The organism is Streptomyces sp. NPDC047117, from assembly GCF_040643545.1.
GTDB lineage: Bacteria > Actinomycetota > Actinomycetes > Streptomycetales > Streptomycetaceae > Streptomyces.
Window position 1 is genome coordinate 125,032 of sequence record NZ_JBEYUN010000011.1, and the last position, 23,331, is coordinate 148,362.

General features: G+C 72.8%; 19 protein-coding genes. 8 read left to right on the plus strand and 11 right to left on the minus strand.

Annotation, left to right across the window (positions count from 1 at the left end; translation table 11 throughout):
• Positions 1 to 7 precede the first annotated feature (7 nt).
• Entirely contained in the window at positions 8 to 1,168 is a 1,161-nt protein-coding gene (locus ABZ840_RS22335; RefSeq protein ID WP_361561833.1) for a Gfo/Idh/MocA family oxidoreductase, read from the minus strand.
• Between the two features lie 350 nt (positions 1,169 to 1,518).
• Between ABZ840_RS22335 and ABZ840_RS22340 the strand changes: the two genes are divergently transcribed.
• Both ABZ840_RS22340 and ABZ840_RS22345 read left to right on the plus strand, forming a co-directional pair.
• Positions 1,519 to 1,929: a hypothetical protein gene (locus ABZ840_RS22340; protein WP_361561834.1), complete on the plus strand. Its 411-nt coding sequence runs from the start codon at positions 1,519 to 1,521 to the stop codon at positions 1,927 to 1,929.
• 3 nt (positions 1,930 to 1,932) lie between these two features.
• On the plus strand, positions 1,933 to 4,044 hold the full coding sequence (locus ABZ840_RS22345) for a tetratricopeptide repeat protein (protein WP_361561835.1): 2,112 nt from the start codon (positions 1,933 to 1,935) through the stop codon (positions 4,042 to 4,044).
• A gap of 70 nt (positions 4,045 to 4,114) precedes the next feature.
• On the opposite strand, the gene ABZ840_RS22350 is transcribed toward ABZ840_RS22345, so the two are convergent.
• Both ABZ840_RS22350 and ABZ840_RS22355 read right to left on the minus strand, forming a co-directional pair.
• Positions 4,115 to 5,743 carry an NAD(P)/FAD-dependent oxidoreductase gene (locus ABZ840_RS22350; RefSeq protein WP_361561836.1) on the minus strand — a complete coding sequence of 543 codons (1,629 nt, stop codon included), beginning with the start codon at positions 5,741 to 5,743 and terminating at the stop codon, positions 4,115 to 4,117.
• A gap of 1 nt (position 5,744) precedes the next feature.
• Positions 5,745 to 6,239 carry an SRPBCC family protein gene (locus ABZ840_RS22355; protein ID WP_361561837.1) on the minus strand — a complete coding sequence of 165 codons (495 nt, stop codon included), beginning with the start codon at positions 6,237 to 6,239 and terminating at the stop codon, positions 5,745 to 5,747.
• A gap of 163 nt (positions 6,240 to 6,402) precedes the next feature.
• Here ABZ840_RS22355 and ABZ840_RS22360 point away from each other — a divergent pair, with 163 nt between their 5' ends.
• Complete coding sequence (locus ABZ840_RS22360) at positions 6,403 to 7,425, plus strand: SDR family oxidoreductase (protein WP_361561838.1); 1,023 nt, start codon at positions 6,403 to 6,405, stop codon at positions 7,423 to 7,425.
• On the opposite strand, the gene ABZ840_RS22365 is transcribed toward ABZ840_RS22360, so the two are convergent.
• On the minus strand, positions 7,403 to 8,164 hold the full coding sequence (locus ABZ840_RS22365) for a TetR/AcrR family transcriptional regulator (RefSeq protein WP_361561839.1): 762 nt from the start codon (positions 8,162 to 8,164) through the stop codon (positions 7,403 to 7,405). The genes ABZ840_RS22360 and ABZ840_RS22365 overlap by 23 nt on opposite strands.
• Positions 8,165 to 8,287: 123 nt before the next feature.
• Here ABZ840_RS22365 and ABZ840_RS22370 point away from each other — a divergent pair, with 123 nt between their 5' ends.
• Together ABZ840_RS22370 and ABZ840_RS22375 are read left to right on the plus strand one after the other, a co-directional pair.
• On the plus strand, positions 8,288 to 9,133 hold the full coding sequence (locus tag ABZ840_RS22370; protein ID WP_361561840.1) for an FAD-dependent monooxygenase: 846 nt from the start codon (positions 8,288 to 8,290) through the stop codon (positions 9,131 to 9,133).
• Positions 9,087 to 9,548 carry a hypothetical protein gene (locus ABZ840_RS22375; protein WP_361561841.1) on the plus strand — a complete coding sequence of 154 codons (462 nt, stop codon included), beginning with the start codon at positions 9,087 to 9,089 and terminating at the stop codon, positions 9,546 to 9,548. Before ABZ840_RS22370 ends, ABZ840_RS22375 begins: the two co-directional genes overlap by 47 nt.
• Here the strand turns inward: ABZ840_RS22375 and ABZ840_RS22380 are convergent.
• From ABZ840_RS22380 to ABZ840_RS22405, 6 genes are all read right to left on the minus strand, one after another.
• Positions 9,494 to 10,999, minus strand: coding sequence for an APC family permease (locus ABZ840_RS22380; RefSeq protein ID WP_361561842.1), 1,506 nt, complete (start codon positions 10,997 to 10,999; stop codon positions 9,494 to 9,496). The two genes, ABZ840_RS22375 and ABZ840_RS22380, sit on opposite strands and share 55 nt — an antisense overlap.
• Positions 10,999 to 12,543 carry a GMC oxidoreductase gene (locus tag ABZ840_RS22385; RefSeq protein ID WP_361561843.1) on the minus strand — a complete coding sequence of 515 codons (1,545 nt, stop codon included), beginning with the start codon at positions 12,541 to 12,543 and terminating at the stop codon, positions 10,999 to 11,001. The genes ABZ840_RS22380 and ABZ840_RS22385 overlap by 1 nt, the downstream gene beginning before the upstream one ends.
• A 37-nt stretch (positions 12,544 to 12,580) precedes the next feature.
• A complete protein-coding gene (locus ABZ840_RS22390) occupies positions 12,581 to 14,047 on the minus strand; it encodes an aldehyde dehydrogenase family protein (RefSeq protein ID WP_361561844.1) in 1,467 nt (488 codons plus the stop codon).
• Positions 14,048 to 14,155: 108 nt separating this feature from the next.
• Entirely contained in the window at positions 14,156 to 15,001 is an 846-nt protein-coding gene (locus ABZ840_RS22395) for a cytochrome c oxidase assembly protein (protein ID WP_361561845.1), read from the minus strand.
• Positions 15,001 to 15,534, minus strand: a complete 534-nt coding sequence (locus ABZ840_RS22400; RefSeq protein WP_361561846.1) for a DUF2243 domain-containing protein — start codon at positions 15,532 to 15,534, stop codon at positions 15,001 to 15,003. Before ABZ840_RS22400 ends, ABZ840_RS22395 begins: the two co-directional genes overlap by 1 nt.
• A gap of 75 nt (positions 15,535 to 15,609) precedes the next feature.
• Positions 15,610 to 16,206: an AAA family ATPase gene (locus ABZ840_RS22405; protein ID WP_361561847.1), complete on the minus strand. Its 597-nt coding sequence runs from the start codon at positions 16,204 to 16,206 to the stop codon at positions 15,610 to 15,612.
• Between the two features lie 105 nt (positions 16,207 to 16,311).
• Here ABZ840_RS22405 and ABZ840_RS22410 point away from each other — a divergent pair, with 105 nt between their 5' ends.
• Together ABZ840_RS22410 and ABZ840_RS22415 are read left to right on the plus strand one after the other, a co-directional pair.
• Entirely contained in the window at positions 16,312 to 17,106 is a 795-nt protein-coding gene (locus ABZ840_RS22410) for an SDR family oxidoreductase (protein ID WP_361561848.1), read from the plus strand.
• A 114-nt stretch (positions 17,107 to 17,220) separates the two neighbouring features.
• Entirely contained in the window at positions 17,221 to 18,183 is a 963-nt protein-coding gene (locus tag ABZ840_RS22415; RefSeq protein WP_361561849.1) for a YihY/virulence factor BrkB family protein, read from the plus strand.
• Positions 18,184 to 18,309: 126 nt separating this feature from the next.
• Here ABZ840_RS22415 and ABZ840_RS22420 read toward each other — a convergent pair whose 3' ends face one another.
• Positions 18,310 to 18,621: a hypothetical protein gene (locus tag ABZ840_RS22420; protein WP_361561850.1), complete on the minus strand. Its 312-nt coding sequence runs from the start codon at positions 18,619 to 18,621 to the stop codon at positions 18,310 to 18,312.
• A 237-nt stretch (positions 18,622 to 18,858) separates the two neighbouring features.
• Between ABZ840_RS22420 and ABZ840_RS22425 the strand changes: the two genes are divergently transcribed.
• On the plus strand, positions 18,859 to 23,331 hold the full coding sequence (locus ABZ840_RS22425; RefSeq protein WP_361561851.1) for an HAD-IC family P-type ATPase: 4,473 nt from the start codon (positions 18,859 to 18,861) through the stop codon (positions 23,329 to 23,331).

Below are 23,331 nucleotides of genomic sequence, written 5' to 3' on the forward strand. Positions count from 1 at the left end.
GCTGCGGTCACTGCTCCTTCGGTGCCCAGTCGGGGTGGTTGCCGTGCATGGCGTGGTAGTACGGGTCGTCCGGGCCGATCTCGCCCGCGTGGACCGGCCGGCCGGTGAAGGCCGACTTGTAGAGCGCGGCGAGGAACTCCAGGGTGCGGCGCGCCTCGGCGCCACTGCCGGGCGGCCGGACCCCCTTCTCCATGGCGTCGAGGAAGCCGTCGAGCTGCGCGGCGTGCGAGCTGGGCACGACGGCGGACGGGGTGCGCCAGTGGGCCGTGCGCCGCGCGTCGTCGCGGCGGTGCACGGCCGGGGTGTACGCCCAGTCGTCGTTGGAGTGCCCGTACAGGTGCGTCAGCTCGACCGTGGCGTCCGCGCAGTCGATGCGGATGCGGCTCACCTCGTCCGGGCTCAGCACGCTGTTCACAACGGTGGCCATCGTCCCGTCGGCGAACCGGACGAGCGCGGTGGAGACGTCCTCGCTCTCCACGTCGTGCACCAGCCGGCCCGCCATCGCGCGGACCTCGGTCCAGTCGCCCAGCAGGTGCAGCAGCAGGTCCATCTGGTGGATGCCGTGCCCCATGGTCGGCCCGCCGCCCTCGGTCGCCCACCGGCCGCGCCAGGGCACGGCGTAGTACGCCCGGTCCCGGTACCAGGTGGTCTGGCAGTGCGCGACCAGCGGCCGTCCCAGCTCCCCGGAGCGCAACAGTTCGCGTGCGTGCACCGCGCCCGAGCCGTACCGGTGCTGGAAGACGACGGAGGCGTACGGGCCGCCCGCCTCGTTCTCCGCGGCGGCGATGGCGTCGTACTCCGCGAGCGACAGGCACAGCGGCTTCTCGCACAGCACCCAGGCGCCCGCACGCAGTGCGGCCCGGGCCTGTTCGGCGTGGAGCGCGGGCGGTGTGCCGAGGAGGACGAGCGCGGGGCGTTCGGCGGCGAGCATCTCGTCGAGGCTGCCGTAGCCGTTGACCTCCTCGCCTGCCAGATCGCGGAAGGCCGCGAGCCGTGCCGGGTCGGTGTCGACGGCGGCCACCAGCCGTACGCGGCCTCCCAGTTCACGCAGGGCCGGGAGGTGGCTCCCGGTGACGATGCCGCCCGTGCCGACGACCGCGGCCCGGATGGGAAAGGAGGGGGTGGTGCCGGTGGGTGACGGCTCGGCGGCCGGTTCCGCAACGGGCATGCCGTGAAGCTCCCTCGGATAGAAAGCGCTTACCGGCTGGCGACACTAGGCCCGCCCCACACACCGCCACAAGACCCGTGCAGCAACGGAGTTCTACGGGACGAACGACGTCCGGTATGCGGGACGCACCCCGTATGTACAGGGCAATGCGCTCCCGGAAGCTACCGGCAGCGGTGGCCATGACGGGTGAATCCGGCTGTGTGCGGAAACGAGAACAGCCGGCCTGTGGGGCGTGGGCATGCTGCGCCTTCCCGCTGGCTGTGACGGCCAAGAGGCCCACCTGCGCGGGGCAACCATCTTTACTATGGTGCATCGTTGTTGATCAGCGCGAGCGAGGGGGAGCCGGGCCGGTGGAGGTTCGTCTTACGTTTGTAGAGGGTGCAAACGACAAAGACACGCGGGGCACTGATCTCGCCGACCATACGATGTCGCTGTACCGCTGGCTGCTCATGGACCCTGAACTGCGTGGGCGGGCCAAGGCATCCATAGCGCCTGCGCAACCAGGCCAAGGGCACATGGGTGGGCCTCTGGAGGTCGTCAATGTCGTCGTCAGCAACACCATCGCCCTTGGCAGCCTGCTGGTTGCCGTCGGTGCTTGGCGCGGATCACGTCCGCGCGCACCTGAGGTGCGGCTGGAACGCGACGGCGTAGTCGTCACCGTGCAGGGCTCATCACCAGAGGTCGTCGAACAGATCCTCAGGACCTGGGATGCAGGCAGACCCGATGACCATCAGGACTCGAACCAAGGGAACGTGGAGTAACCGGTGCCCGCCCTCGCGGACCCGGCCGGCTCAGCAGCGCTACTGGTGGGCGTGCACGAATACGACGTCCTGGACGACTTGCCGTCGGTTGCCAGCAATTTGGTCGGCCTGCGTGAGGTTTTGACCGACCCCGCAGTGTGGGGCCTGCCCGCCGACCGTTGCATCGTGGTCGCTCAGCCGCGCAACGGCGAGCAGGTTCTGGACGCGGTGCAAGAAACCGCACGTCGAGCCACGGACACCTTGCTCGTCTACTACGCAGGACATGGCCTGATCGATCCACATAGCGACGAACTGCTGCTGGCCCTGCCACAGTCGGATCCCGAACGCCCGGACAAGGCGCTGAGGTACGAGTTCTTGCGACGTGCGGTGCGGGAGGCTCCTGCCCGGCGCACCGTGGTGATCCTGGACTGCTGCTACAGCGGACGCGCACTGGCCGGCCGCATGAGCGCGAGTGACGACATCGCTAGCCATGCAAGGGTCGCGGGCGCCTGTGTGCTCACCGCTTCGTCCGAGATACACACGGCGCTCGCCCCATCGGATGAGACGTACACAGCCTTCACCGGTGAGCTGATCACCGCACTGGCTGAGGGCATTCCCGGAGCACCGGACCCGATCGACATGATCAGCCTGTGGGAACACCTCCGTCGCACGTTGGAGGAAAAGTCCCGACCCGTGCCGCAGCAAACCAGCCGCGACGCCGGAGCGCTCATCGCTCTCGCTCGCAACCGCGCTGCCCAACCGCCGGCCCCGTTGACGGTAAGCCCTCTTGCGGGGCAACAGCCTGCCACCAACCCGCAGCCGACCGTCTCGCCTTCCCCTTCCGAATCGGATCGGCACCACACCATTTCGGGTGGCCGGCAGGGCAGCGTGATCAATGGACGGGATGTTGTCGGGAACGGCATGCCCGATGAAGTCCGGTTCCGCCGAGCCGCCGAGGCCGGGGACACCGATGCCATGGTCGAGCTCGGGGCCCTGCTGCAGGAGACAGGCCGGCACAAGGGGGCGGAAGCCTGGCTCCGCCGAGCTGTCGAGGCCGGGAGCACCGATGCCATGGTCAATCTCGGGACCTTGCTGAAGGAGACAGGCCGGCACAAAGTGGCGGAAGCCTGGTTCCGCCGAGCCGCCGAAACCGAGAACGCCAACGCCATGGCCAACCTCCCGGCCCTGCCGGAGGAGGCAGACCGGAAGGAAGTGGCGGAAGCCCGGTTCCACCGAGCCGCAAAAGCCGGTGATGTGGACGCCATGTTCCACCTCGGTGTCCTGCTGGACGGGGACGGCAGGCACAAGGGCGCGAAAGCCTGGTACCGCCGTGCCGCGGAGGCCGGGGACACCGATGCCATGGTCAACCTTGGAGCCTTGCTGGACGAGGATGGCCGGAGCGCGTTCAACCTCGGTTTCTCGCTGGACGATGAGCGCTGGGTCGGGGAGGCGGAGGCTTGGTACCGCCGAGCCGCGGAGGCCGGGAACCCCCGCGCCGTGTTCAGCCTCGGTGTCTTTCTGGACGTGGAGGGCCGGGTCGGGGAGGCGGAGGCTTGGTATCGGCAAGCCGCTGAAGCGGCGGACCCCCGTGCCATGTTCAGCCTCGGCTTCTTGCTGGACGATGAAGGCCGGGTCGAGGAGGCCGATGTCTGGTACCGGCAAGCCGCCGAAGCAGAAGACGCCGATGCCGACCTCGGTGTCCTGCTGGACGAGGATGGCCGGGTCGAGCGGGTCGATGCCTGGTACCGGACAGTTGCCGAAGCAGAGGACGTCGATGCCGACCTCGGTGCCCGACTGGACAAGACGGACCGGGTCGAGCTGGCCGACGCCCGGTACCGACAAGTCACCGAAGTACCGGACCTCGACGCCGGCGACGGTGTCCTCCTGGACAAAACGGGCCTGGACGAGGAGACCGAAGCCTGGTGCCGCCGAGCTGCCGAATCCGGAGACACCGTGGCCCTGCGGAACCTCGTTTTCCTGCTGAAGGAGACGGGCCGGGTCAAGGAGGCCGAAGCCTGGCTCCGTCGAGCCGTCGAATCCGGATACACCGCGGACCTGGGGAACCTCGTTTTCCTGCTGAAAGAGGCCGGCCGCTTCGAAGAGGCCGAAGCTTGGATTCTCTGTTCCATGTCGTGAAGTGAGCCCTGCACAGCGCCTGTCCGTCCGGGGCCCGGGGCCGCCCCGCGGCCGGTGTCGGAGCCGGCGGCTACGTACGCCCCTTCTCGCCTCCCCGGCCGCGTCGGGAGAGGGCGTCCTGGGCGGTCGCGAGGAGGCGGGGGCGGGTGCCTGTGTGGAGGGCGGCGTGGGCGGCGTTGGCGCCGGGGGCGCCGTGTACGCCACCTCCGGGGTGGGCTGAGGCGGAGGCCAGGTAGAGGCCGGGGACCGGGGTCTCCGGTCGGCCGGTGCCCGGCAGCGGGCGGAAGAAGAGCTGCTGGTGCATGCCGGCCGTACCGCCGTTGATCGCGCCGCCGCGCAGGTTGTTGTTCGCCGCCTGGAGCGTGGGCGGCGCGAGGATGCGGCGGGCCCGGATCCGGTCGCGGAAGCCCGGCGCGAACCGCTCCACCTGCGCCTCGAGGCGGTCGGCCATGCGCTCCTGCTCGCCCGCGCCCCAGTCGCCCGTCAGCCCGTCCGGCCCGGCGTCGCCCTTCACCGTCTGCGGGACGTGGGTGTACGCCCACGCCGACTCCGTACCGGCCGGCGAACGGGCGGCGTCCGCCGTCGTCATCTGCCCGAACAGCGCGAACGGCCGGTCCGGCACCACGCCCATGGCGAGCTGCGCGGCGAACCGGGTCAGGTCGTCCACGCCGTCCGCCACATGCACCGTGCCGGCCCGCGCGGCGCCCGGCGCCGACCACGGCACCGGGCCGCTCAGCGCCCAGTCGACCTTGAACGTGGCGAAGTCCCACTGGAAGCGGCGCAGGTCGTCGAAGATCCGGGGCGGCAGGTGCCCCGCGCCGACCAGTTCGCGGTAGAGCACCGGCGCGGGCACGTCCGCCAGCACCGCCCGTTCCGCCGGGATCCGGTCGCCGCCCGCGGTCCGCACCCCGACCGCCCGGCCGCCGCGCACCACCACCTCGGTGACCGGCTCCCCGCAGCGCACCGTGACACCCCGTCGGGCCAGCCGCCGGACCAGTGCGGCCGTCAGCGCGCCCGCCCCGCCGACCGGCACCGGGTAGCCGACCGACTGCCCGAGCATCGTCAGCAGCCAGCCGTATCCGCCGCTGCCCGCCGCCTCCGGAGCCAGGTCCGCGTGGAGCGCGTTGCCCGCCAGAAGCAGCCGGCCCCCCTCGCCCCGGAACTCCTCCTCGCCCAGCCGGCGTACCGGCAGCACCAGGCTCCGGGCCAGCCGCAGCCCGCCTGCGCCGCGCAGCCGCACCGCGAGCCGGGCGGTGGCACGGACCGGCGGGAACGGGGTGAACAGCGCGTGCAGGATGTCCTGGCCCAGCCGGTCCCAGAGGTGGCACAGGTGGACCCAGGCCTCGCCGTCCCCGGCCCCGAAGCCCTCCAGCCCGTCCGCCGTCACCGCGCGGTTGCGGTCGAGGACGGCGCACCGGCCGTCGGGCAGCGGGTGGGCGAGGACGTGCGGCGCGTGGCTCCAGCGCAGGCCGTCCCGGTGCAGCTCCAGCCCGCGCAGCACGGGCGAGGCGGCGGCCAGCGGGTAGAACGCGCTGAACACGTCGCTGATGTAGTCCGGGTGGACGCCGCGGTCGCTGCGGACGGCGCCGCCGGGCTCGGGCTGCGCCTCCAGTACCGTGACGCTCCAGCCCGCGTCGGCAAGGAGGTTGGCCGCCACCAGGCCGTTGGGTCCTGCCCCGATCACCACCGCGTCGGCCATGTCACCGCCCCGCCGGGCGCTCGGCGGCCGGGCCCCGCCCGGCGCCGCTGTGATCCGCCTCCGGCGGCAGCCCCTCGACCACCTTCGCCAGCCGCTTGAGCATGTTGCGGTGGCGCAGTTGCAGCAGCGCGTCCAGCGCGAAGTTGTGCACCAGACCGCCGAAACCGCGCAGCGGGTGTTCGTCGACGATGACCAGCGTCTCCTCGCCCCAGGGGCGGATGTCCAGCGCGATCCGGGCCGAGCCGAGCGGATCGCAGTGCGCCTCCAGCTCCAGCCACCGGGGCGGCTCGTGGCGGCGGACGACGGTACGGCCGGTCATCTCCAGGAGGCCCAGCCGGAGCTTGTAGGCGATGGTCGAGCCGACCTCCGGCCAGCTGTCGTCCAGCGGGTCGGAGCCCGTGGGGCCGACGACCCAGTCGCCGTAGCGGCGGCTGTCCTCCAGCACCTCCCACACGGCGGCCGGCTTCCGGGCGATGAGCTGGTGCCGTACGGCCATGGATGCTCCATCCGGGTCGGCCGGCGGGGCCGGCGGTGACAGCCTGCGTTCCCATCACACTGACAGGTGATCCGTTATGTGTGCATTATGGCGATCCGGGTACTTGATGGCCTCGACAACCACCGCGGAACGGTCCGCGGCCGTACAGATGGAGGAGGCGGCCATGGGGGCCGAGGGTGAGTGCGGCGTCGTGGTGATCACCGGGGCCTCCAGCGGGGTCGGACGGGCCTGCGCCGAGAGGTTCGCCGCCCACGGCTGGCACGTCGTCCTGGCCGCCCGGCGCGCCGAGGAGCTGAACGAGGTCGCCCGCCGGTGCCGCAGGCGCGGCCGGGGCCGTGCGCTCCCCGTACCCACCGACGTGACCGACGCCGCCGCGGTGGACCGGCTGGCCCAGGAGGCCGTCGCCGCCTTCGGACGGATCGACGTCTGGCTCAACAACGCCGCGGTCGCCGCCTTCGGCGCGCTCGACGAGATCCCGGCGGACGTCTGCCGCAAGGTGATCGACACCGATGTGCTGGGCTACGTCTACGGGGCGCGCGCCGCGCTCACCGCGATGCGCCGCCAGGGCAGCGGCACGCTGATCAACGTCTCCTCCGTCGTCGGCGTCTCCCCGGTCCCCTACAACGCGCCGTACGCACTGGCGAAGGCCGCCGTCCGGGCGCTGAGCACCAGCCTCCGCCAGGAGCTGTGGCTGGAGGGCCACCGCGACATCCACGTCTGCACGGTGCTGCCCGCCACCATGGACACGCCGTTCTTCGGGAGCGCCGCCAACTACTCCGGCCGCAAGGTCACGCCGATGGCCCCCGTCTACACCCCCGAACGGGCGGCCCGCACGATCCTCCGCCTGGTCCGCTCCCCGCGCCGCGAGGTCTACGTAGGCCCCGCCGCCGTGGTGCTGGCCTGCTGGACCAAGCTCCTCCCCGGTCCGGTGGAGAAGGCCCTGGCGTACCAGATGAACCGGTCCCACCTCTCCCGCACCGAGCAGGCCCCCGACACCGCGGGCACCGTCCCGCACGCCCTCCCGGGCGGCTCCGTCCACGGCGGCTGGCACGGCACCCGCCGCACAGCCGGCCGCCGCCTGGCCACGGCAGCGCTCGCCGCGGGCGCGGCCTATGTGGCACTGAGGTCGACGTGCGGCCGTTCGTCAAGGTCCCGAGCCGGAGTCAGCCCGGCGACCGCTCGGTGATCAGTGTCGCCAGGCCGTCCAGGATGCGCTGGAGGCCGAATTCCCAGGCCTGGTCCTGGGGTGCGGCCTGGTCGGCCGAGGCGTCGCGGAGGGCGGCGCTCACCGCGGGGAAGCGGGTGCGGTGGTCGTGGAGCACCTCGTCCAGCAGCGCGTGCAGTTGGGCCTCGGCGTCGCCGGCCGGGCCCGCCGCGCCGCCGTGCTGGGCGATGGTGCGGACGTGGCCGGTGAGCAGGACGGCGGCATCCAGGCGTTCGGCGCCGGTGAGCGGGGTGCCGTCCAGCGCGGCGACGGCCCGCTCCATCCACGCCAGCTCGACCGGGCCCAGCACACGCGGTCCCACCGTCGCGTCCAGCAGCCAGGGGTGACGGGTGAAGGTGTCCAGCAGGTGATGTGCCCACGTGGTCAACTGCTCCCGCCAGTCGGGGCGCGGTTCGTCCTCGGGCGGCAGTGGCGCGAGCGCGGCGTCGACCATCAGCGCGACCAGTTCGGCCTTGCCCGGCACGTACCGGTACAGCGCCATCTTCGTCACGGCCAGCTGCGCAGCGACCCGTTGCATGGACACGGCGGCCAGGCCTTCGGCGTCGGCGACCGCGACGCCGGCCCGCGCGATCCCCGGCAGGTCGAGCGTCCGCCGTGGCCCTCGCGCCGGCTGCGGCTGCGGCCCCCACAGCAGCCGTACGGTCGCGGCGTGCCGGGCCTCTCCGCCGTCGCCGACGCCGTTGCGTGTGCCCTCGGTCATGCGCGTCCCCGTTTCCGTGGCTCGTACTGCGGCTTTTCGGTGAACCGTTCCACGAAAAACCGTGTCCATGGTACACAGTAATAACTGTGTCCGCCGGATGCGGATTGCGAAACAGGGAGAGCCATGTCATCGAAGCTGCACCACAGAACCGTCCTGATCTCCGGCGCGAGCGTCGCCGGGCCCGCGCTGGCCTACTGGCTGGCACGCCACGGATTCCGGCCCACCGTCGTCGAAATAGCCCCCGCCCTGCGCACCGGCGGGCACGCCGTGGACTTCCGCGGGGAGACGCACATGACGGTGCTCCGCCGCATGGGGCTGCTGCCGGAGCTGCGGCGGTTGCGGACGGGCGGCAGTGCGATCCGCTTCGTCGACGCGCGGGGGCGTCAACTGCTGCGACTGCCCGCGGAGTTCATGGGCGGCGAGCTGGAGGTGCTGCGCGGGGACCTGGCCCGGGTGCTGTACGAGCGCAGCGCCCCCGCCACGGAGTACGTCTTCGGCGACACCATCACCGGCCTGACCGAGACCGCCTCGGGCGTGCACGTCACCTTCCGCGACGGCCCGGACCGCGACTTCGACCTGGTGATCGGCGCCGACGGGCTGCACTCGACCGTCCGGCGGCTCGCCATCGGCCCCGAGGAGCGGTACGTACGCCACCTCGGTCACTACGCCGCCACCTGGCAGCTCCCCAACGACCTCGGGCTGGCGGCGGGGGAGGGGGCGGTCGGCCACAACGTTCCGGGACGGCTCGCCTCCGTCGGCGCCGACCACCGGGACCCGGCGCGGGCCGGTGCGATGTTCGTGTTCGCCGCGCCCCAGCTGCCGTACGACCGGGGTTCCGTCGAGCAGGGCCGATGTGCCCGCCTGGTCCCGGGGGCGCATCGGGCTCGTCGGGGACGCCGCGTGCGGTGCCACGCTCGGCGGCATGGGCACGGGCACCGCACTGGTCGCCGCGTACGTCCTGGACGGTGAGCTGGCCCGGGCCGACGGCGACCACCGCGCCGCCTTCGCCCGGTACGAGCGGCGTATCCGGCCGTACGCCGAAGGGTGCCAGAAGGGCGGCGACCGCACCGGGCCGTTCCTCGCGCCGCGCACCGCCACCGGGCTGTGGCTGCGCAACACCCTGCTGTCCCGGCCGTTCCTGCTGGACCGGATGCTCAGGGCCGGGCAGAAGGTCAGCAGCACGGTCGAGCTGCCCGACTACGGCGCCGACTTACCCGAGTGCAGTGCCGACTCGCCGGACGGCAGCGCCGGGCTGCCCGGCCCAGAACCGGCCCCGAACGGCCCCGAAGGGCTCCGGCCCCGCGGTGACAGTCCGGCGGTGACGGTCGCTCAGCGGCGTGACTCCGGGATCGCGTCGCCGCACGGGGCGTCGCTGCGGCCGTAGTGGTGGGTGGTGAACATGTAGAGGACGCCGGCCAGGACGACGACGCCGCCGCAGAGGAGCACGATGTAGTTGTCGTACCAGGGCGCCTCGGGGGTGCGGGCCCAGCAGATGTTGACGATGGCGAAGATGCCGTAGACCAGCGCTCCGGCGTTCACCACCAGGCCCCAGCGGCCGAGCCGGTACTCGCCGGACGGCTTCCAGCCCTTCAGGCGGGCCCGCAGGGCGGCCAGCACCACCATCTGGAACGCCCCGTAGATGCCCAGGATCGCGAACGACACGATCTTGGTGAGGGCGTCGGCCGACACCAGGGAGCCGAAGGCGATGATTGCCGGAACGACGGCCGACACCAGCAGGGCCCAGCCCGGCACCGCCCGGGCGGGGGAGAACTTCCGCAGCAGCCGGTGGCCGACGATCATCTGGTCGCGCGCGTAGGAGTAGATCAGTCGCCCGGCCGCCGCCTGCAAGCTGATCGTGCAGGAGAGGAAGGAGATCAGGACGACGGCCATCACCAGGCGGGCCCCGAACTCACCGAGCGCGTCGTACAGCAGGTGCACCACCGGGTCGGTGTCCTTGCCGGAGATCACCGCGCGGTAGTCGGTGACGGAGAGCAGGAGCGACAGGCAGGTGAAGGTGGCCGCGGCGCCGCCCACGTAGATGGTGCGGCGCATCGCCTTGGGGATGACCTTGCCCGGGTGGGCGACCTCCTCGGCGGTGTCGCCGCATGCCTCGAAGCCGTAGTACTGGTAGAAGCCGATGATCGCGGCGGCGAGGAAGACCGGCAGATAGCTGCCGTCGCCCTCCGTGCCGTAGGTGTCGAAGAGCACGCCCAGGTTGTGCTCGCGGTGCGTGACGAGCAGGTAGATGCCGACGATCAGCGCACCGATCAGCTCCGCGGCGAAGCCGATCATGGCCGCCCACGAGAGCCATCTGGTGCCCGCATAGTTGATCAGTACGGCGATGACGATGAGCACCACCGTGCACAACACCGTGGTGTGCACGGTCGGTTCGAAGCCGATCAGGATCGCGATGTACGGCCCTGCGCCGTACGCGACCGAGGTGATGGTCACCAGCAGTGCCCACATGTAGACCCAGCCGGTCATCCACGCCCAGCGCTTGCCCCACAGGTGCCGGGCCCATGGATAGACCCCGCCCGCGATGGGGAACTGGGCCACGACCTCGCCGAAGACCAGCGCGACGAGGAACTGCCCGCAACCCGCCAGCAGGAACGCCCACACCATCGGCGGGCCGCCCTCGCCGAGCGCGGTGGCGAAGAGGGTGTACGTGCTGACGACGGGGGAGAGGTAGGTGAAGCCGAGCGCGAAGTTCGCCCACGGCCCCATGTCCTTGCGGAATTCGGAATCGGGTACGGAGCCGTCGTCCGGCGTGTCCGCCACCGCGTCCGGGCTCCCCTTGCCGTGTGCGTCGTCCGCCGGTGTGCTCGCCGAGGCCATCAGTGCCGCCCTCCGCCCGCGCCGACCCGGATCAGGTCGGCTGCTCGTTCGGCCGCCAGCAGCACCGTCACCATCGGGTTGATCGTCGGCATGGTGGGGAAGAGCGAGGCGTCCACGACCCGGAGGCCGTCCGTGCCGCGGACCCGCAGCTGCGGATCGAGTACCGCCATCGGATCGCCGTCGCCGCCCATCTTGCAGGTGCCGGCCGGGTGGTAGACGGTGTGCGCGGCGCGCCGCCCGTACTCCGACAGCGCCTCGTCCGACGTCACGTCCGGGCCCGGCGAGACCTCCCGCTTCAGCCAGTCCCGCAGCGGCGGCGTGGCCGCCACTTCGCGCGCCACCTTCAGCCCGTCCACGATCGTCTTCTCGTCGTGGCCCTCCGGGTCGGTGAAGTACCGGAAGTCCAGGGCCGGCTTCTCCGCCGGGTCCGCGCTGCGCAGCCACATCCGGCCCACGGACCGGGCCCGCGGCACGTTCGGCGTCATGCACACACCGTGCTCCACCGGCGGATAGCCCAGCCGCTCCGTGTTGACGCTGAAGGGCACCTGGTAGAAGTGGAACATCAGGTCCGGGCGCGGCCCGCCCGCCGGATCGCGGCGCAGGAACAGCCCGGCGTCGGAGTCCATCGCCGAGTTCGGCGGCAGCGGCCCGTCCGTCTCCCAGATGATCACCGACTCGGGGTGGTCCAGCAGGTTCTCGCCCACCCCCGGCAGATCGGCCCGTACCTCGATGCCCAGCTCCCGCAGCCGGTCCGCCGGGCCGATGCCGGAGAGCATCAGCAGCCGCGGCGTGTCGATGGCGCCCGCGCACAGCAGCAGTTCGCGCTGCGCCCGCAGTGTCGACTCCGTGCCGTCCGCTGCGCGCACGCGTGCGCAGGTCATCCGGCCGTCGCCGTCCGGCACCACCTCATGCGCCCAGGTCTCCAGCTTCAGCGTCAGGTTCGGCCGGTCCATGACGGGGTGGAGGTACGCCACCGACGCCGAGGAGCGCTTGTTCTCCTCCGGCTCGTACGCCAGCGAGAAGAATCCCACTCCGTCGGCGAACGGCCGCGCGTTGAAGTCGTCCACGACCGGCACGCCGAGCGAGGCGGAAGCGGCCGTCACGAAGTCCTTCGCGATCGGATTGCGGTCCTTCTCCGCCACCGGGACGATGTTGTTCTGCAGCCGGTCGCGGTACGGCAGGACCGTCGCGGCGTCCCAGCCCGTACAGCCCAGCGCCGCCCACTCGTCCATGTCCTCGGGCAGCGGCAGGAAGCTGATCAGGGTGTTGTGCGAGGAGCAGCCGCCCAGCACGCGCGCCCGCGAGTGCAGGATGTGGGAGTTGCCGCGCGGCTGCTCCTCGGTCGTGTAGCCGTAGTCGTACTCCGAGTCCAGCAGGTTGATCCAGTTGCGCAGCCGCAGGATCTTCTCGTCGCCCACGTCGCTGGGCCCGCCCTCGACCACGCACACCCGGCAGTCCGGGTCCTCCGTCAGCCGTGCCGCGAGCACACAGCCCGCCGTTCCGCCGCCCACGATGACGTAGTCGAACTCCGTACCGTCACCCACGTTCCGCTCCTCGGTCCTTCCGGTCACCGCGTCGCCCTCAGCCCTTGAACCAGCCGGAGGGGGCCGGCCGGAGGTTCTGGTAGATGTGCTTCGCCTCCTGGTACTCGCGCAGCCCGGTCGGCCCCAGCTCGCGGCCGACGCCGGAGTGACCAAACCCGCCCCACTCGGCCTGCGGCACGTACGGATGGAAGTCGTTGATCCAGACCGTGCCGTGCCGCAGCCGCTGCGCCACCCGCTGCGCCCGGCTCGCGTCGCTGGTCCACACCGCGCCCGCCAGCCCGTACTTGGTGTCGTTGGCGAGGCGTACCGCGTCCTCCTCGTCCCGGAACCGCTCGACCGTCACCACCGGGCCGAACACCTCCTCCTGCACGATCCGCATCGACCGGTCGCAGTCGGCGTAGACCGTGGGCAGGACGAAGAAGCCGCGGGAGAGCTCGGGGGCGTCCGGGCGGGCTCCGCCGCACACCAGCCGCGCGCCCTCGGAGCGCGCGACCGCCAGATAGTTCTCGACCTTCTCGCGGTGCTCGGGGGAGCTGAGCGGCCCGCTCTCGGTGTCCTCGTTCATGCCGTTGCCGAGCCGGATGCGCCGGGCCCGGTCGGCCAGTGCCTCGACGAACCGGTCGTGCAGGCCCTCCTGCACGATGAGGCGCGAGCCGGCCGAGCAAACCTGGCCGGAGTGGAGGAAGGCGGCGTCCAGCGCGTAGTCCAGTGCCGCGTCGAAGTCGGCGTCCTCGAAGATCACATTGGGGTTCTTGCCGCCCAGCTCCAGCGCGACGTTCTTCACGTCGGCCGCGGCGCCCGCCATGATCGTGCGGCCGGTGGACAGCCCGCCGGTGAAGGACACCAGGTCCACGTCCGGGTGCTGGGTCATCGCGGCGCCGACCGTGGAGCCCGGGCCGAGGACGAGGTTGGCCACCCCGGGCGGCGTCCCCGCCTCCTCCAGCAGCCGGAACAGGATGATGGTCGTGAGCGGCGTCGTCTCGCTCGGCTTCAGCACGAAGGTGTTGCCGGCCGCGAGCGCCGGCGCGACCTTCCAGGTCGCCTGGAGCAGCGGATAGTTCCACGGTGCGATCAGCGCGCACACCCCGACCGGCTGGTACACCACCCGGCTGAGCACGTCGGGGCCGACGTCCACCACCCGGCCGCCGTCCTTGTCGGCGATCTCGGCGAAGTAGCGGAAGGCGTTCGCGATGTCCTCGATGTCGAGCCGGGACTCGGCGATCGTCTTGCCGGTGTCCTGGGTCTCGGTGCGGGCGATGTCCTCCAGGTCGCGCAGCAGCAGCTCGTACACGCGGTGCAGCACGTCGGCGCGGCGCCGGGTCGGGGAGTCCGACCATTCCCCGTCGTCGAACGCGCGCCGCGCGGCCCGCACCGCCCGGTCGACGTCCGTACCGTCCGCGTCGTCGACCGTGCGCACCACGGACGCGTCGAACGGATTGACCACGTCGCGCCGGCCGCCCGCCGCCGCTCCGGTCCACTCGCCGTCGATGTACAGGTCAGCCATCTGCTGATCTCCTCGCTCCCGGGCCGTGCCGCTCCGCCTGGACTCTGGACCCGCACCATGGTCCAGAGTCCACGGCGGCGGAGGGCGGGGCGCACCGAAGGACCCCGGCTAGGGCGAGGAAACTGACTCGGTCGGGCTAAGGCGCGGAGCGGCCGGGCGCCGTGGGCCGCGTGCCGGGCGCCAGGTGGCGACCAGCGCGCCCGCCAGCAGCAGCTCGGCGAGGTCGCCGCCGTAGTACATCAGCTCGGCGCCGCCCCGCACCTGGTCGACCGGTGCGTGCACGCCGATGAGGAAGCCGCCGTACAGGAGCTGCGAGAACGTCGCGTGCAGGGCGACGGCCACGCCCAGCACGACCAGTCGGGCCGGCACCCCAGGCCGCGCCGGAGCCGGGTCGGGCCCCGCCACCACCCAGGCGAAGAGGCAGCCGGAGAGCAGGAAGTGCGCGTGCACCAGCCAGTGCAGCGCGGGGTGCGCCGCGGTCACGTCGTACAGCGGTGTGCCGTACAGGACCGCGAGCGAGCCGGTGCTCAGCAGCAGCGCGACGACCGGGTGGGCGACGCACCGGGCCGGGCGGCTGTGCAGCGGCCCGGTCAGCCGCCGGGCACGGGCGGGCGGCAGCGTCCGCAGCAGCAGTGTGACCGGCGCGCCGAGGACCAGTGCGAGCGGCGCGTACATCCCGATCAGCAGGTGCTGGGCCATGTGGCCGCGGAAGTCCCCGTGTGCGAACGGGCCCAGCGGCGGCAGCAGCGCCCCGGCCGCCAGGGCGCACCCGGTCAGGAAGCTCGCGGTGCGCCAGGGGTGCCGGCTCCTGCCGGGGTGCAGCCGGCCGGCCCGCCGTACGAGCAGCAGGTAGCCGGCGGCGAGCAGGAGCAGCAGGGCCACCGCGACGGCGGTCGGGACCGGGCCGCCGGGCAGCGGGTGCGCACCTCCGGTGTGGTGCGTGTGACCGCCCATCAGACGCACCGTTCGGGGTCGTAGGAGCGGCCGCTGCGCTGCAGCGCCCAGCCCCCGAGCCAGAGCAGCGCCCCCAGCACCAGGAAGCCGACGTCCCACCAGGTCTGGTGCGGGCCGCCGTGCACATGGTGGATGCCGAGGATCTGGTGGTCCAGCAGCCCCTCGACCACGTTGAAGATCCCCCAGCCCGCCAGGATCCAGCCCCACAGCACCCGGGACGCCCACACGCGCCGCCGGCCCCGGGTGACCCGGGAGTACAGCACGGCCAGGCCGATGAGCACCGCGAGCCAGCAGACGGTGTGGAAGACGCCGTCCCACACGGTGTTCATCCGCAGCCCGGACACCGTGTGCGGCGAGTAGTACTTGATGCCGACGCGGTCGGTGTTGGTACTGGTCAGCATGTGATGCCACTGCAGGAGCTGATGCAGCAGGATGCCGTCGACGAAGCCGCCGAGGCCCACGCCCAGTACGACCCCCGGCAGCCGGAGACTCCTCGGCGCAGGGCCTGCCCGCACCTCGCCCGTGGTGGCCATGCCCGCACTCCTTCCTGGTCGGCGCCGGGCTCCGCCGTCCCGGTCCCCGTACCGGTTCCCGGCCGCGGCCCTCCGTCACGCGCTGTTCCGGGCCCCCTTCACCTGGCGCAGCACGGACCGCGCCCGCTCCTCGACCGGCGTGCGTTCCAGTTCGATCAGCTCGTAGCCGTACTCGCGGTAGGTGTCGACCATGGCCAGGTACGTCCGTTCGGCCTCCGCGGGGGACTGCTTGCGCTCGGCGTCCGCCGCGTAGATCTCCGGCCAGAAGGGCGCGACGAACACCCGGCGGTGGTAGCGGTACTCCCGCGCGGCGGCGTGCACGTGGTCCGGTACGGGCAGGTCCTGGAGCCGCAGGTAGCCGACGATGTCGGGCACCCCGCGGTCGAAGAAGACGGGCCCGGAGGGCGGCGCCCCGTGCGCCGCGGCGAGCCGGTAGGAGCGCAGTTCCCAGCTCAGCATCAGCTCGGCGAAGAGCGCCGGGTCGGCCCACGGCAGGCCGCGCCCGCCGATGGCCGCCTGATCGCGGATCACGCCCCGGCCGGCCTCCTCCGTCCGGGCGTACCCTGCCGTCGCCAGCCGGTCGATGAGGGTGCTCTTGCCGGCGCCGGGCCCGCCGGTGACCACGACGAAGCGGTCGGAGTGCGCGGACACGGGGGTGAATGACGAAGACATGCGGGGCGCCTTTCGTGCCGTTGGGGGTGGACGGGGGTGGTACGTGGCAGCCTGCTGGCCGGGGGCGGCAGGCGGAGAGACGAGCCAGGAAACGGAGCGAATGCCATGCAGCTCGACCTGTCAGGACGGACGGCGCTGGTCACCGGCTCGACCCAGGGCATCGGCGCGGCGATCGCCGCGGGACTGGCCCGCTCGGGCGCCCGGGTCGGGGTCAACGGGCGGAACGCCGCCCGGGTCGACGAGGCCGTGGCCCGGCTGGGTGACGAAGTGCCCGGCGGCCGGTTCGTCGCGGCGGCCGCCGACGTGACCACCGAGGAGGGCACCGCCCGGCTGGCGGACACGCTGCCCGAGGTGGACATCCTCGTCAACAACCTCGGCGTCTTCGGTGCGCAGGACCCGCTGGAGATCAGCGACGCGGAGTGGCGGCGCTACTTCGAGGTGAACGTGCTGGCGGCGGTCCGGCTCACCCGGACGTACCTGCCCGGCATGACCGGGCGCGGCTGGGGCCGGATCCAGAACATCGCCAGCGACTCGGCCGTGGTGATCCCCGCCGAGATGATCCACTACGGGATGTCGAAGACCGCGCTCCTCGCGGTGAGCCGCGGCTTCGCCAAGCAGGCGGCGGGCACGGGCGTCACGGTCAACTCCGTCATCGCCGGGCCGACGCACACCGGCGGCGTGGAGGACTTCGTGTACGAGCTGGTGGACCGCGACCTGCCGTGGGACGAGGCACAGCGGGTCTTCATGCGCGAGCACCGCCCGCAGTCGTTGCTCCAGCGGCTGATCGAGCCCGAGGAGATCGCGCACATGGTCGTCTACCTCAGCTCGGAGCAGGCGTCGGCGACGACCGGCGGCGCGCTCCGGGTGGACGGCGGCTACGTCGACTCCATCCTGCCCTGACCTGGCGCGGGGCTCCGGCCGCTGTCACTCCATACGGACCAGCCCGGCGGGCGGGCGTCCGCCGGGCGGGTGAGGCTGGAGATCCGGTCACCCGATGCGGAAGGTCCCGTACCCATGCAAGGGCAACAGCAGGACGACAACGACGGCGGCGGATCGAGCGCCGGCATCCCCAAGGGCCCCGGCGACCTGCCCAAACAGTCGTGGAAGGCAGTGCTGAAACGCACCGCGAAGGAGTTCCAGAAGGACAACCTCACCGACCTGGCCGCCGCCCTCACGTACTACGGCGTGCTCGCCATCTTCCCGGCCGCGCTGGCGCTGGTGTCGATCCTGGGCCTGCTGGGCAGCGGGACGATCCAACAGCTGATCGACAACGTCGGGGAGTTCGCGCCGGGCTCCACCCGCGACGTCGTCACGAACGTGCTCAAGCAGATGCAGGGCAGCGGCGGGGCCGGCATCGCCCTGATCATCGGCATCGTGGCGGCCCTGTGGTCGGCCTCCGGGTACATCGCCGCCTTCATCCGCGCCTCGAACACCGTCTACGACATCGAGGAGGGGCGGCCGACCTGGAAGGTCCTGCTGACCCGCTTCCTGACCACCGTCGTGACCGTCGTTCTGCTTGCGCTCATCAGCATGGCCGTGGTCTTCACGGGGACGCTGGCGCAGAAGACGGGGGACGCCCTCGGGCTCGGCAGCACGGCGGTCACCATCTGGAACATCGCCAAGTGGCCCGTGATGGTGATCCTGATCAGCTTCATCATCGCGCTGCTGTACTGGGCCGCGCCCAACGTCCGCCGGCGGTTCCGCTGGGTCACCCCCGGCAGCCTGCTCGCCGTCGTGCTCTGGCTCGTCGCCTCGGGCCTCTTCGCCCTCTACGTCGCCAACTTCAGCAGCTACAACAAGACCTACGGCAGCCTGGCCGGGATCATCATCTTCCTGGTCTGGCTGTGGATCTCCAACCTCGCCATCCTGCTCGGCCTGGAGTTCAACGCGGAGATGGAGCGGAGCCGCGCCATGGAAGCCGGTCATCCGCGGGACGAGGAGCCGTACGCCGAACCGCGCGACACCCGCAACATGTGAGGCGGCCGGCCGCTACGCACCCCGCGCGGGGTTCCCTCGGCCGGAAGACGGTGCCGGGCCCGGCTCCTTGTGGAACCGGGCCCGGCGCCGGTCTGTCCGGCGGCTCTTCCCTCCCCTTCCCGGTCGTCAGTCCCGCTTCTTGGCGGGTGGTGTGGCCTGCGCGGAGGCGCTTTCCTCCGCCGGCTCGCGCTGTTCGGCCGATTCCTGCTGTCCGGAGCGCCGCAACAGGACAGTGGCGCCGCCGACGGCGAGCGCGACCGGCCACTCCAGCGCCCCCGCGACGGCGAGCGCGCCCAGGCCGCCGTAGTACCAGAGTTCCCTGGCAGGCGGCAGGGGCGGCAGCCACTCGGTCGCCGTCCGCGCGTTGTTCACCACGTCCCCGGGCGTGAAGTACGGGACGTGCAGCGGTGCGCGGACATCGAGGGTGTGCACGCTCAAGCCCTGCTTGCTGCGGTGAATGTGCGTTTCCTCGGTGGGCTCTTGCGGTGCCGTCCGTTTCGCAGCGGTTTTCCGCGTGCTTTCAGCTGTACTGGGCATCCCAACTCCTTGTTTGGCCCGAGTACGGTGTGCTGTGCGTACTCCATTCTCGCGCGTCGAGGACGCGACGGGGCATCGGATCGAAGCGGGCGGGCACTGGCTTCGGGGGACCGGGTGCCAGGAGGCGGGTGGCGGACGGTGAAGGTTCCGGGGATCGGCATCGCGCGGACGGTGGCGCGGACCGCGGTGAGCGCGCTCGGCGCGCCGGCGCGACCACGCACGCGGATCATCGGCGAGCAGGCACACATCGCGGTATGCGGACTGCAGGAGGCGGACGAAACAACGGCACCGGCGGCGACGGCCGCCCTCGAACAGCGGCTCGCCGCCCTGCCCGCCGTCCGGTGGGCCGCGGCCAACGCCGTACTGGGACACGTGGTGGTGGCGCTGGAGGCGGGGAGCGCCGCCGACCTCGCCACGGCACAGGCACTGACCGAAACGGTCGAGGCGGTGGAGGAGGAGCAGGGGCTGACCGGCCCGCTGCCCGAACACCCGGCGGCGCCCGGCGACATCCAGCGCGCCGCGCTCTCCCTCGCCCTGCAGGCAGTCGCGGTGCCGGTCGCCACCGCTGCCCGGCTCTCGCAGCACACCCCGCTGCCGGCCGGACTCTCCGCGCTGGTCAGTCTCGTCGACACCCAGCCGGCGCTGCGCCGCAGGGTGACGGCCGTGGTGGGGCCCCGCAACGTCGACGTGGTGCTCGCCGGGCTGAGCGCGCTCGCCCAGGCGGGCTCCGGGGGCTTCGCCGGGCTGGGCGTGGACACCGCACGGCACGCCCTGCGGCTGGCCGAGACGGTCGCCCGCCGCGAGGCGTGGGAAGCGGCGGAGCCGCGCGTCACCGAGACCGAGCAGCACGCACGCGCCGCCGTGGTGCCCGACCTGCCGCGCGAGGTGCCGCTGCGGGAGGGGCCGGTCGAGCGGTACGCGCGGCGGTCCGGCTGGGTGGCGGGCACGGTCTTCACCGGCACCCTCGCGGTGACCCGGAAGGCGAGGCCCGCGGTGAGCGCGGCCGTGGCCGCCCTGCCCAAGCCGCCCTGGACGGCCCGCGAGGCCTTCGCCGGGACCCTCGGCCGGGTCCTGTCCCAGCGCGGCACGCTGGTGGCCGACCCCGGCGCGCTGCGGCGCCTGGACCGGGTGCGCACCGTCGTCCTGGACACCGACGCACTGCTGACGGGCAATCACCTGCTCGCCGATCTCTTGCCGCTGGACGAGGAGCGCTCCACCGGCGACCTCGCGGCGACCGCGTACCGCTTGTTCGACGGCCGCCGGCCCACGGCGGCGCACGAGGCGGACGACTGGACGCTGGCACCCCACCGGCCGGGGGGCGGGGAAGGGAAGGACCGCCCGGAGGCGGCAGCCATGACGGAGGCGGAGCAGCGGCTGCGCCATGGCGGCGCCGAACACATCCTGGCGCTCGCCCACCGGGGCCGGCCGTGTGCACTGGTCGCCGTGGTGCCCGAACTGCACGAGTCCGCCGAAGGGCTCGTCACGGCGGCCCGCCGGCACGGCCTCACCCTCCTGACCGCGGGCCGCCACGTCTCCCACGTCGCGCTGTCCGACGCGCACGGCACGGTGCCCGGCGGCGACCGGCTGGCCGCCTCCGTCCGTGATCTGCAACGCGACGGCTCGGGCGTCCTGCTGGCCTCCGGAAACCGCACCGCGCTGGCCGCCGCCGACGTGGGCGTCGGCGTCACCGGCCGGGACGGAGTGCTCCCGTGGGGCGCCGCCGTGTACGTGGGGGAGGACCTCGCGCAGATCGGCGTGCTGGTGGCGGCGTGCGGAGCGGCGCGCCCGGTCTCGCAGCGCGGCGTACGGCTGGCGCAGGCCGCGGCCGTGGTCGGCACGGTGACGACGCTCGCCGGGCGGAGGAAGCGCGGGATGACCGAGCGCAGCCTCCTCGCGGTCAACGGGGCCGCCGCGCTGAGCATGGCGCAGGGCGTGTGGTCGGCGGCGCAGGCGCTGCGCGCCAACGGCGCCCCCATACCGGCGCGCCGCCCCTGGCACGCCATGACCGCGGACACCGTACTGGGCATGACCGGCGGCACCGAGGACGGCCTGACCAACCGTCAGGCCCGCAGTCGTACGAGGACGGCGGACGATCAGGTCCAGCAGCCCTCGCTGCTGCGGGCGGTCGCCACCGAAACGGCCAACCCGCTCACCCCGGTGCTGCTCGGCGGCGCCGCCCTGTCGGCCGGCGTCGGTGCGCTGCTGGACGCGTACATCATCATCGGCGTCACCCTGCTGTCCGGCTGCATCGGCGGCGTCCAGCGGCACCTGGCCGACCGGGCCGTCGCCGATCTGCACCGCCGCTCCGCCGTCATGGCCACCGCGCTCCGGGACGGCGAGGAGCGTCAACTCCCCTCCGAGGAACTGGTGTCGGGCGACGTCGTCGCGCTGACCGCGGGCGATGTCGTACCCGCCGACTGCCGGCTCCTCACCGCCCGCGGCCTGGAGGCGGACGAGTCGGCGCTGACCGGCGAGTCGCTGCCGGTGGCCAAGGACGTCGCCCCCGTCCTCGCCGCCGATCTGGCCGACCGTACGTCCATGGCGTACGAGGGGACCACTGTGGCGGCGGGCCGTGCGCGGGCCGTGGTCGTCGCCACCGGCGCGGCCACCGAAGCGGGCCGCGGCGCGCAGGCCGGGCGGGGCGCCGCCGCACCGGTCGGTGTGGAGCGCCGCCTCGCGCAGATCACCCGCACCACGATGCCGGTGGCGCTCGGCGCGGCCGGCACCCTGATGGCCGTGGGCCTGATGCGCGGCCGTCCCGCCCGGGAGACCGTCGGTGCCGGTGTCGGCCTCGCGGTGGCCAGCGTCCCCGAGGGGCTGCCCTTCCTGGTATCGGCCGCCCAACTGGCCGCGGCCAGGCGGCTGTCGACCCAGGGAGTCCTCGTCCGCGACCCCCGCACCATCGAGGCGGTCGGCCGGACGGACGTGCTGTGTTTTGACAAGACCGGCACCCTGACCCACGGGCAGATCTCGCTCACCGCCGTCTCGGCGGCCGGCCGCAGCCTCGCGCTGGAACGCCTCGGCACCGAGCAGCAGGACGTCCTGGCGGCCGGGCTGCGTGCCACCCCGCGGCGGCGCCGCAAGCAGCCGCTGACCCATGTCACCGACAACGCGGTGGTCGCGGGCGCCGAGGAGGCCGGCGTGCACCGCACCCGCTCGGCGCCGGGCTGGAAGCGCTCCGCGCAGCTGCCGTTCGAGCCGAGCCGTGGCTTCCACGCGGCGCTCGGCAGGAGCGGCAAGGAGTGGGTGCTGTCGGTCAAGGGCGCGCCCGAGGAAGTGATCCAGCGATGTACGAGCCAGGCGGGGCGCAAGCTGGAGCCCGCCGACCGTGAGGAACTCCTCGCCGAGGGCGAGAAGCTGGCCGCCGAGGGGCACCGTGTCCTCGCGGTCGCCGAGCGCCGCGTGCGCAAGGAGCCGGCGGACGAGGAGAAGCTCACCGACGAGGTGGTCGGCAAGCTCGGCTTCCTCGGCTTCCTGGCCTTCTCCGACCAGGTGCGCAGCACCGCGGGTGACTCCGTGCGCGAACTCGCGGACGCCGGCGTGCACATTGTCATGATCACCGGCGACCATCCGCAGACCGCCGAGTCGATCGCCAAGGAACTCGGCCTCATCAACGGCCACCGAGTCGTCACCGGCGCTGAGCTGGACGCACTGGACGACGCGGCGCTGGACAAGGTGCTGCCGGACGTCGGCGTCGTCGCCCGCAGCACACCGGTGCACAAGGTGCGCGTCGTCCAGGCCTTCCAGCGTCTGGGCCGTACGGTCGCCATGACCGGCGACGGCGCCAATGACGCGCCCGCCATCCGGATCGCCGACGTCGGTATCGCGCTCGGCGGCCGGGGCACCCCGGCGGCGCGCGCCGCCGCCGACCTGGTGGTCACCGACGACCGGCTGGAGACCATCCTGGCCGTGCTCATCGAGGGCCGGGCGATGTGGGCCTCGGTGCGCCAGGCGCTCGCCATGCTCGTCGGCGGCAACCTCGGTGAGATCGCGTTCACCGTCCTCGGCGCCACCGTCTCCGGCACCTCGCCACTGACGGCACGTCAGCTCCTGCTGGTGAACCTCTTCACCGACCTGCTCCCGGCCATCGCCCTCGCCGTCCGCGCGCCCCATCCCGAAGCCGCCGTCCGTCTCCTGCGCGAGGGGCCGGAGGCGTCGCTGGGCGCTGCGCTGACCGACGAGACGGCGCAGCGGGCGCTCGCCACGGCCACCGGCGCCGCCGCGGGCTGGCTCGCGGCACGCCTCACCGGCCGCCCGGCCCGCGCCCGTACGGTCGCGCTCACCGCGCTGGTCGCCACCCAGCTCGGTCAGACGCTGGTGATCGGCGGCCGGGACCGCTCGGTCGTGGCGTCCGCGGCGGGCTCGATGGCGGCGCTCGCGGCCGTCGTCCAGACCCCGGGCCTCAGCCATTTCTTCGGCTGCACCCCGCTCGGCCCGGTCGCCTGGACGATCGCGCTGTCCGCGGCCGGCGCGGCGACGGCGGGCTCGTCGCTGCTCCCGCCGCTGATCACCCGCATGGAGGCGCTGGCCTCCCGGGGGAAGGAGGAACCGGCCCCGGAGACCGCCGCGGAGGAGACCCCGGAGGAGGCCCCGGAGACGGTCACGGTGTGA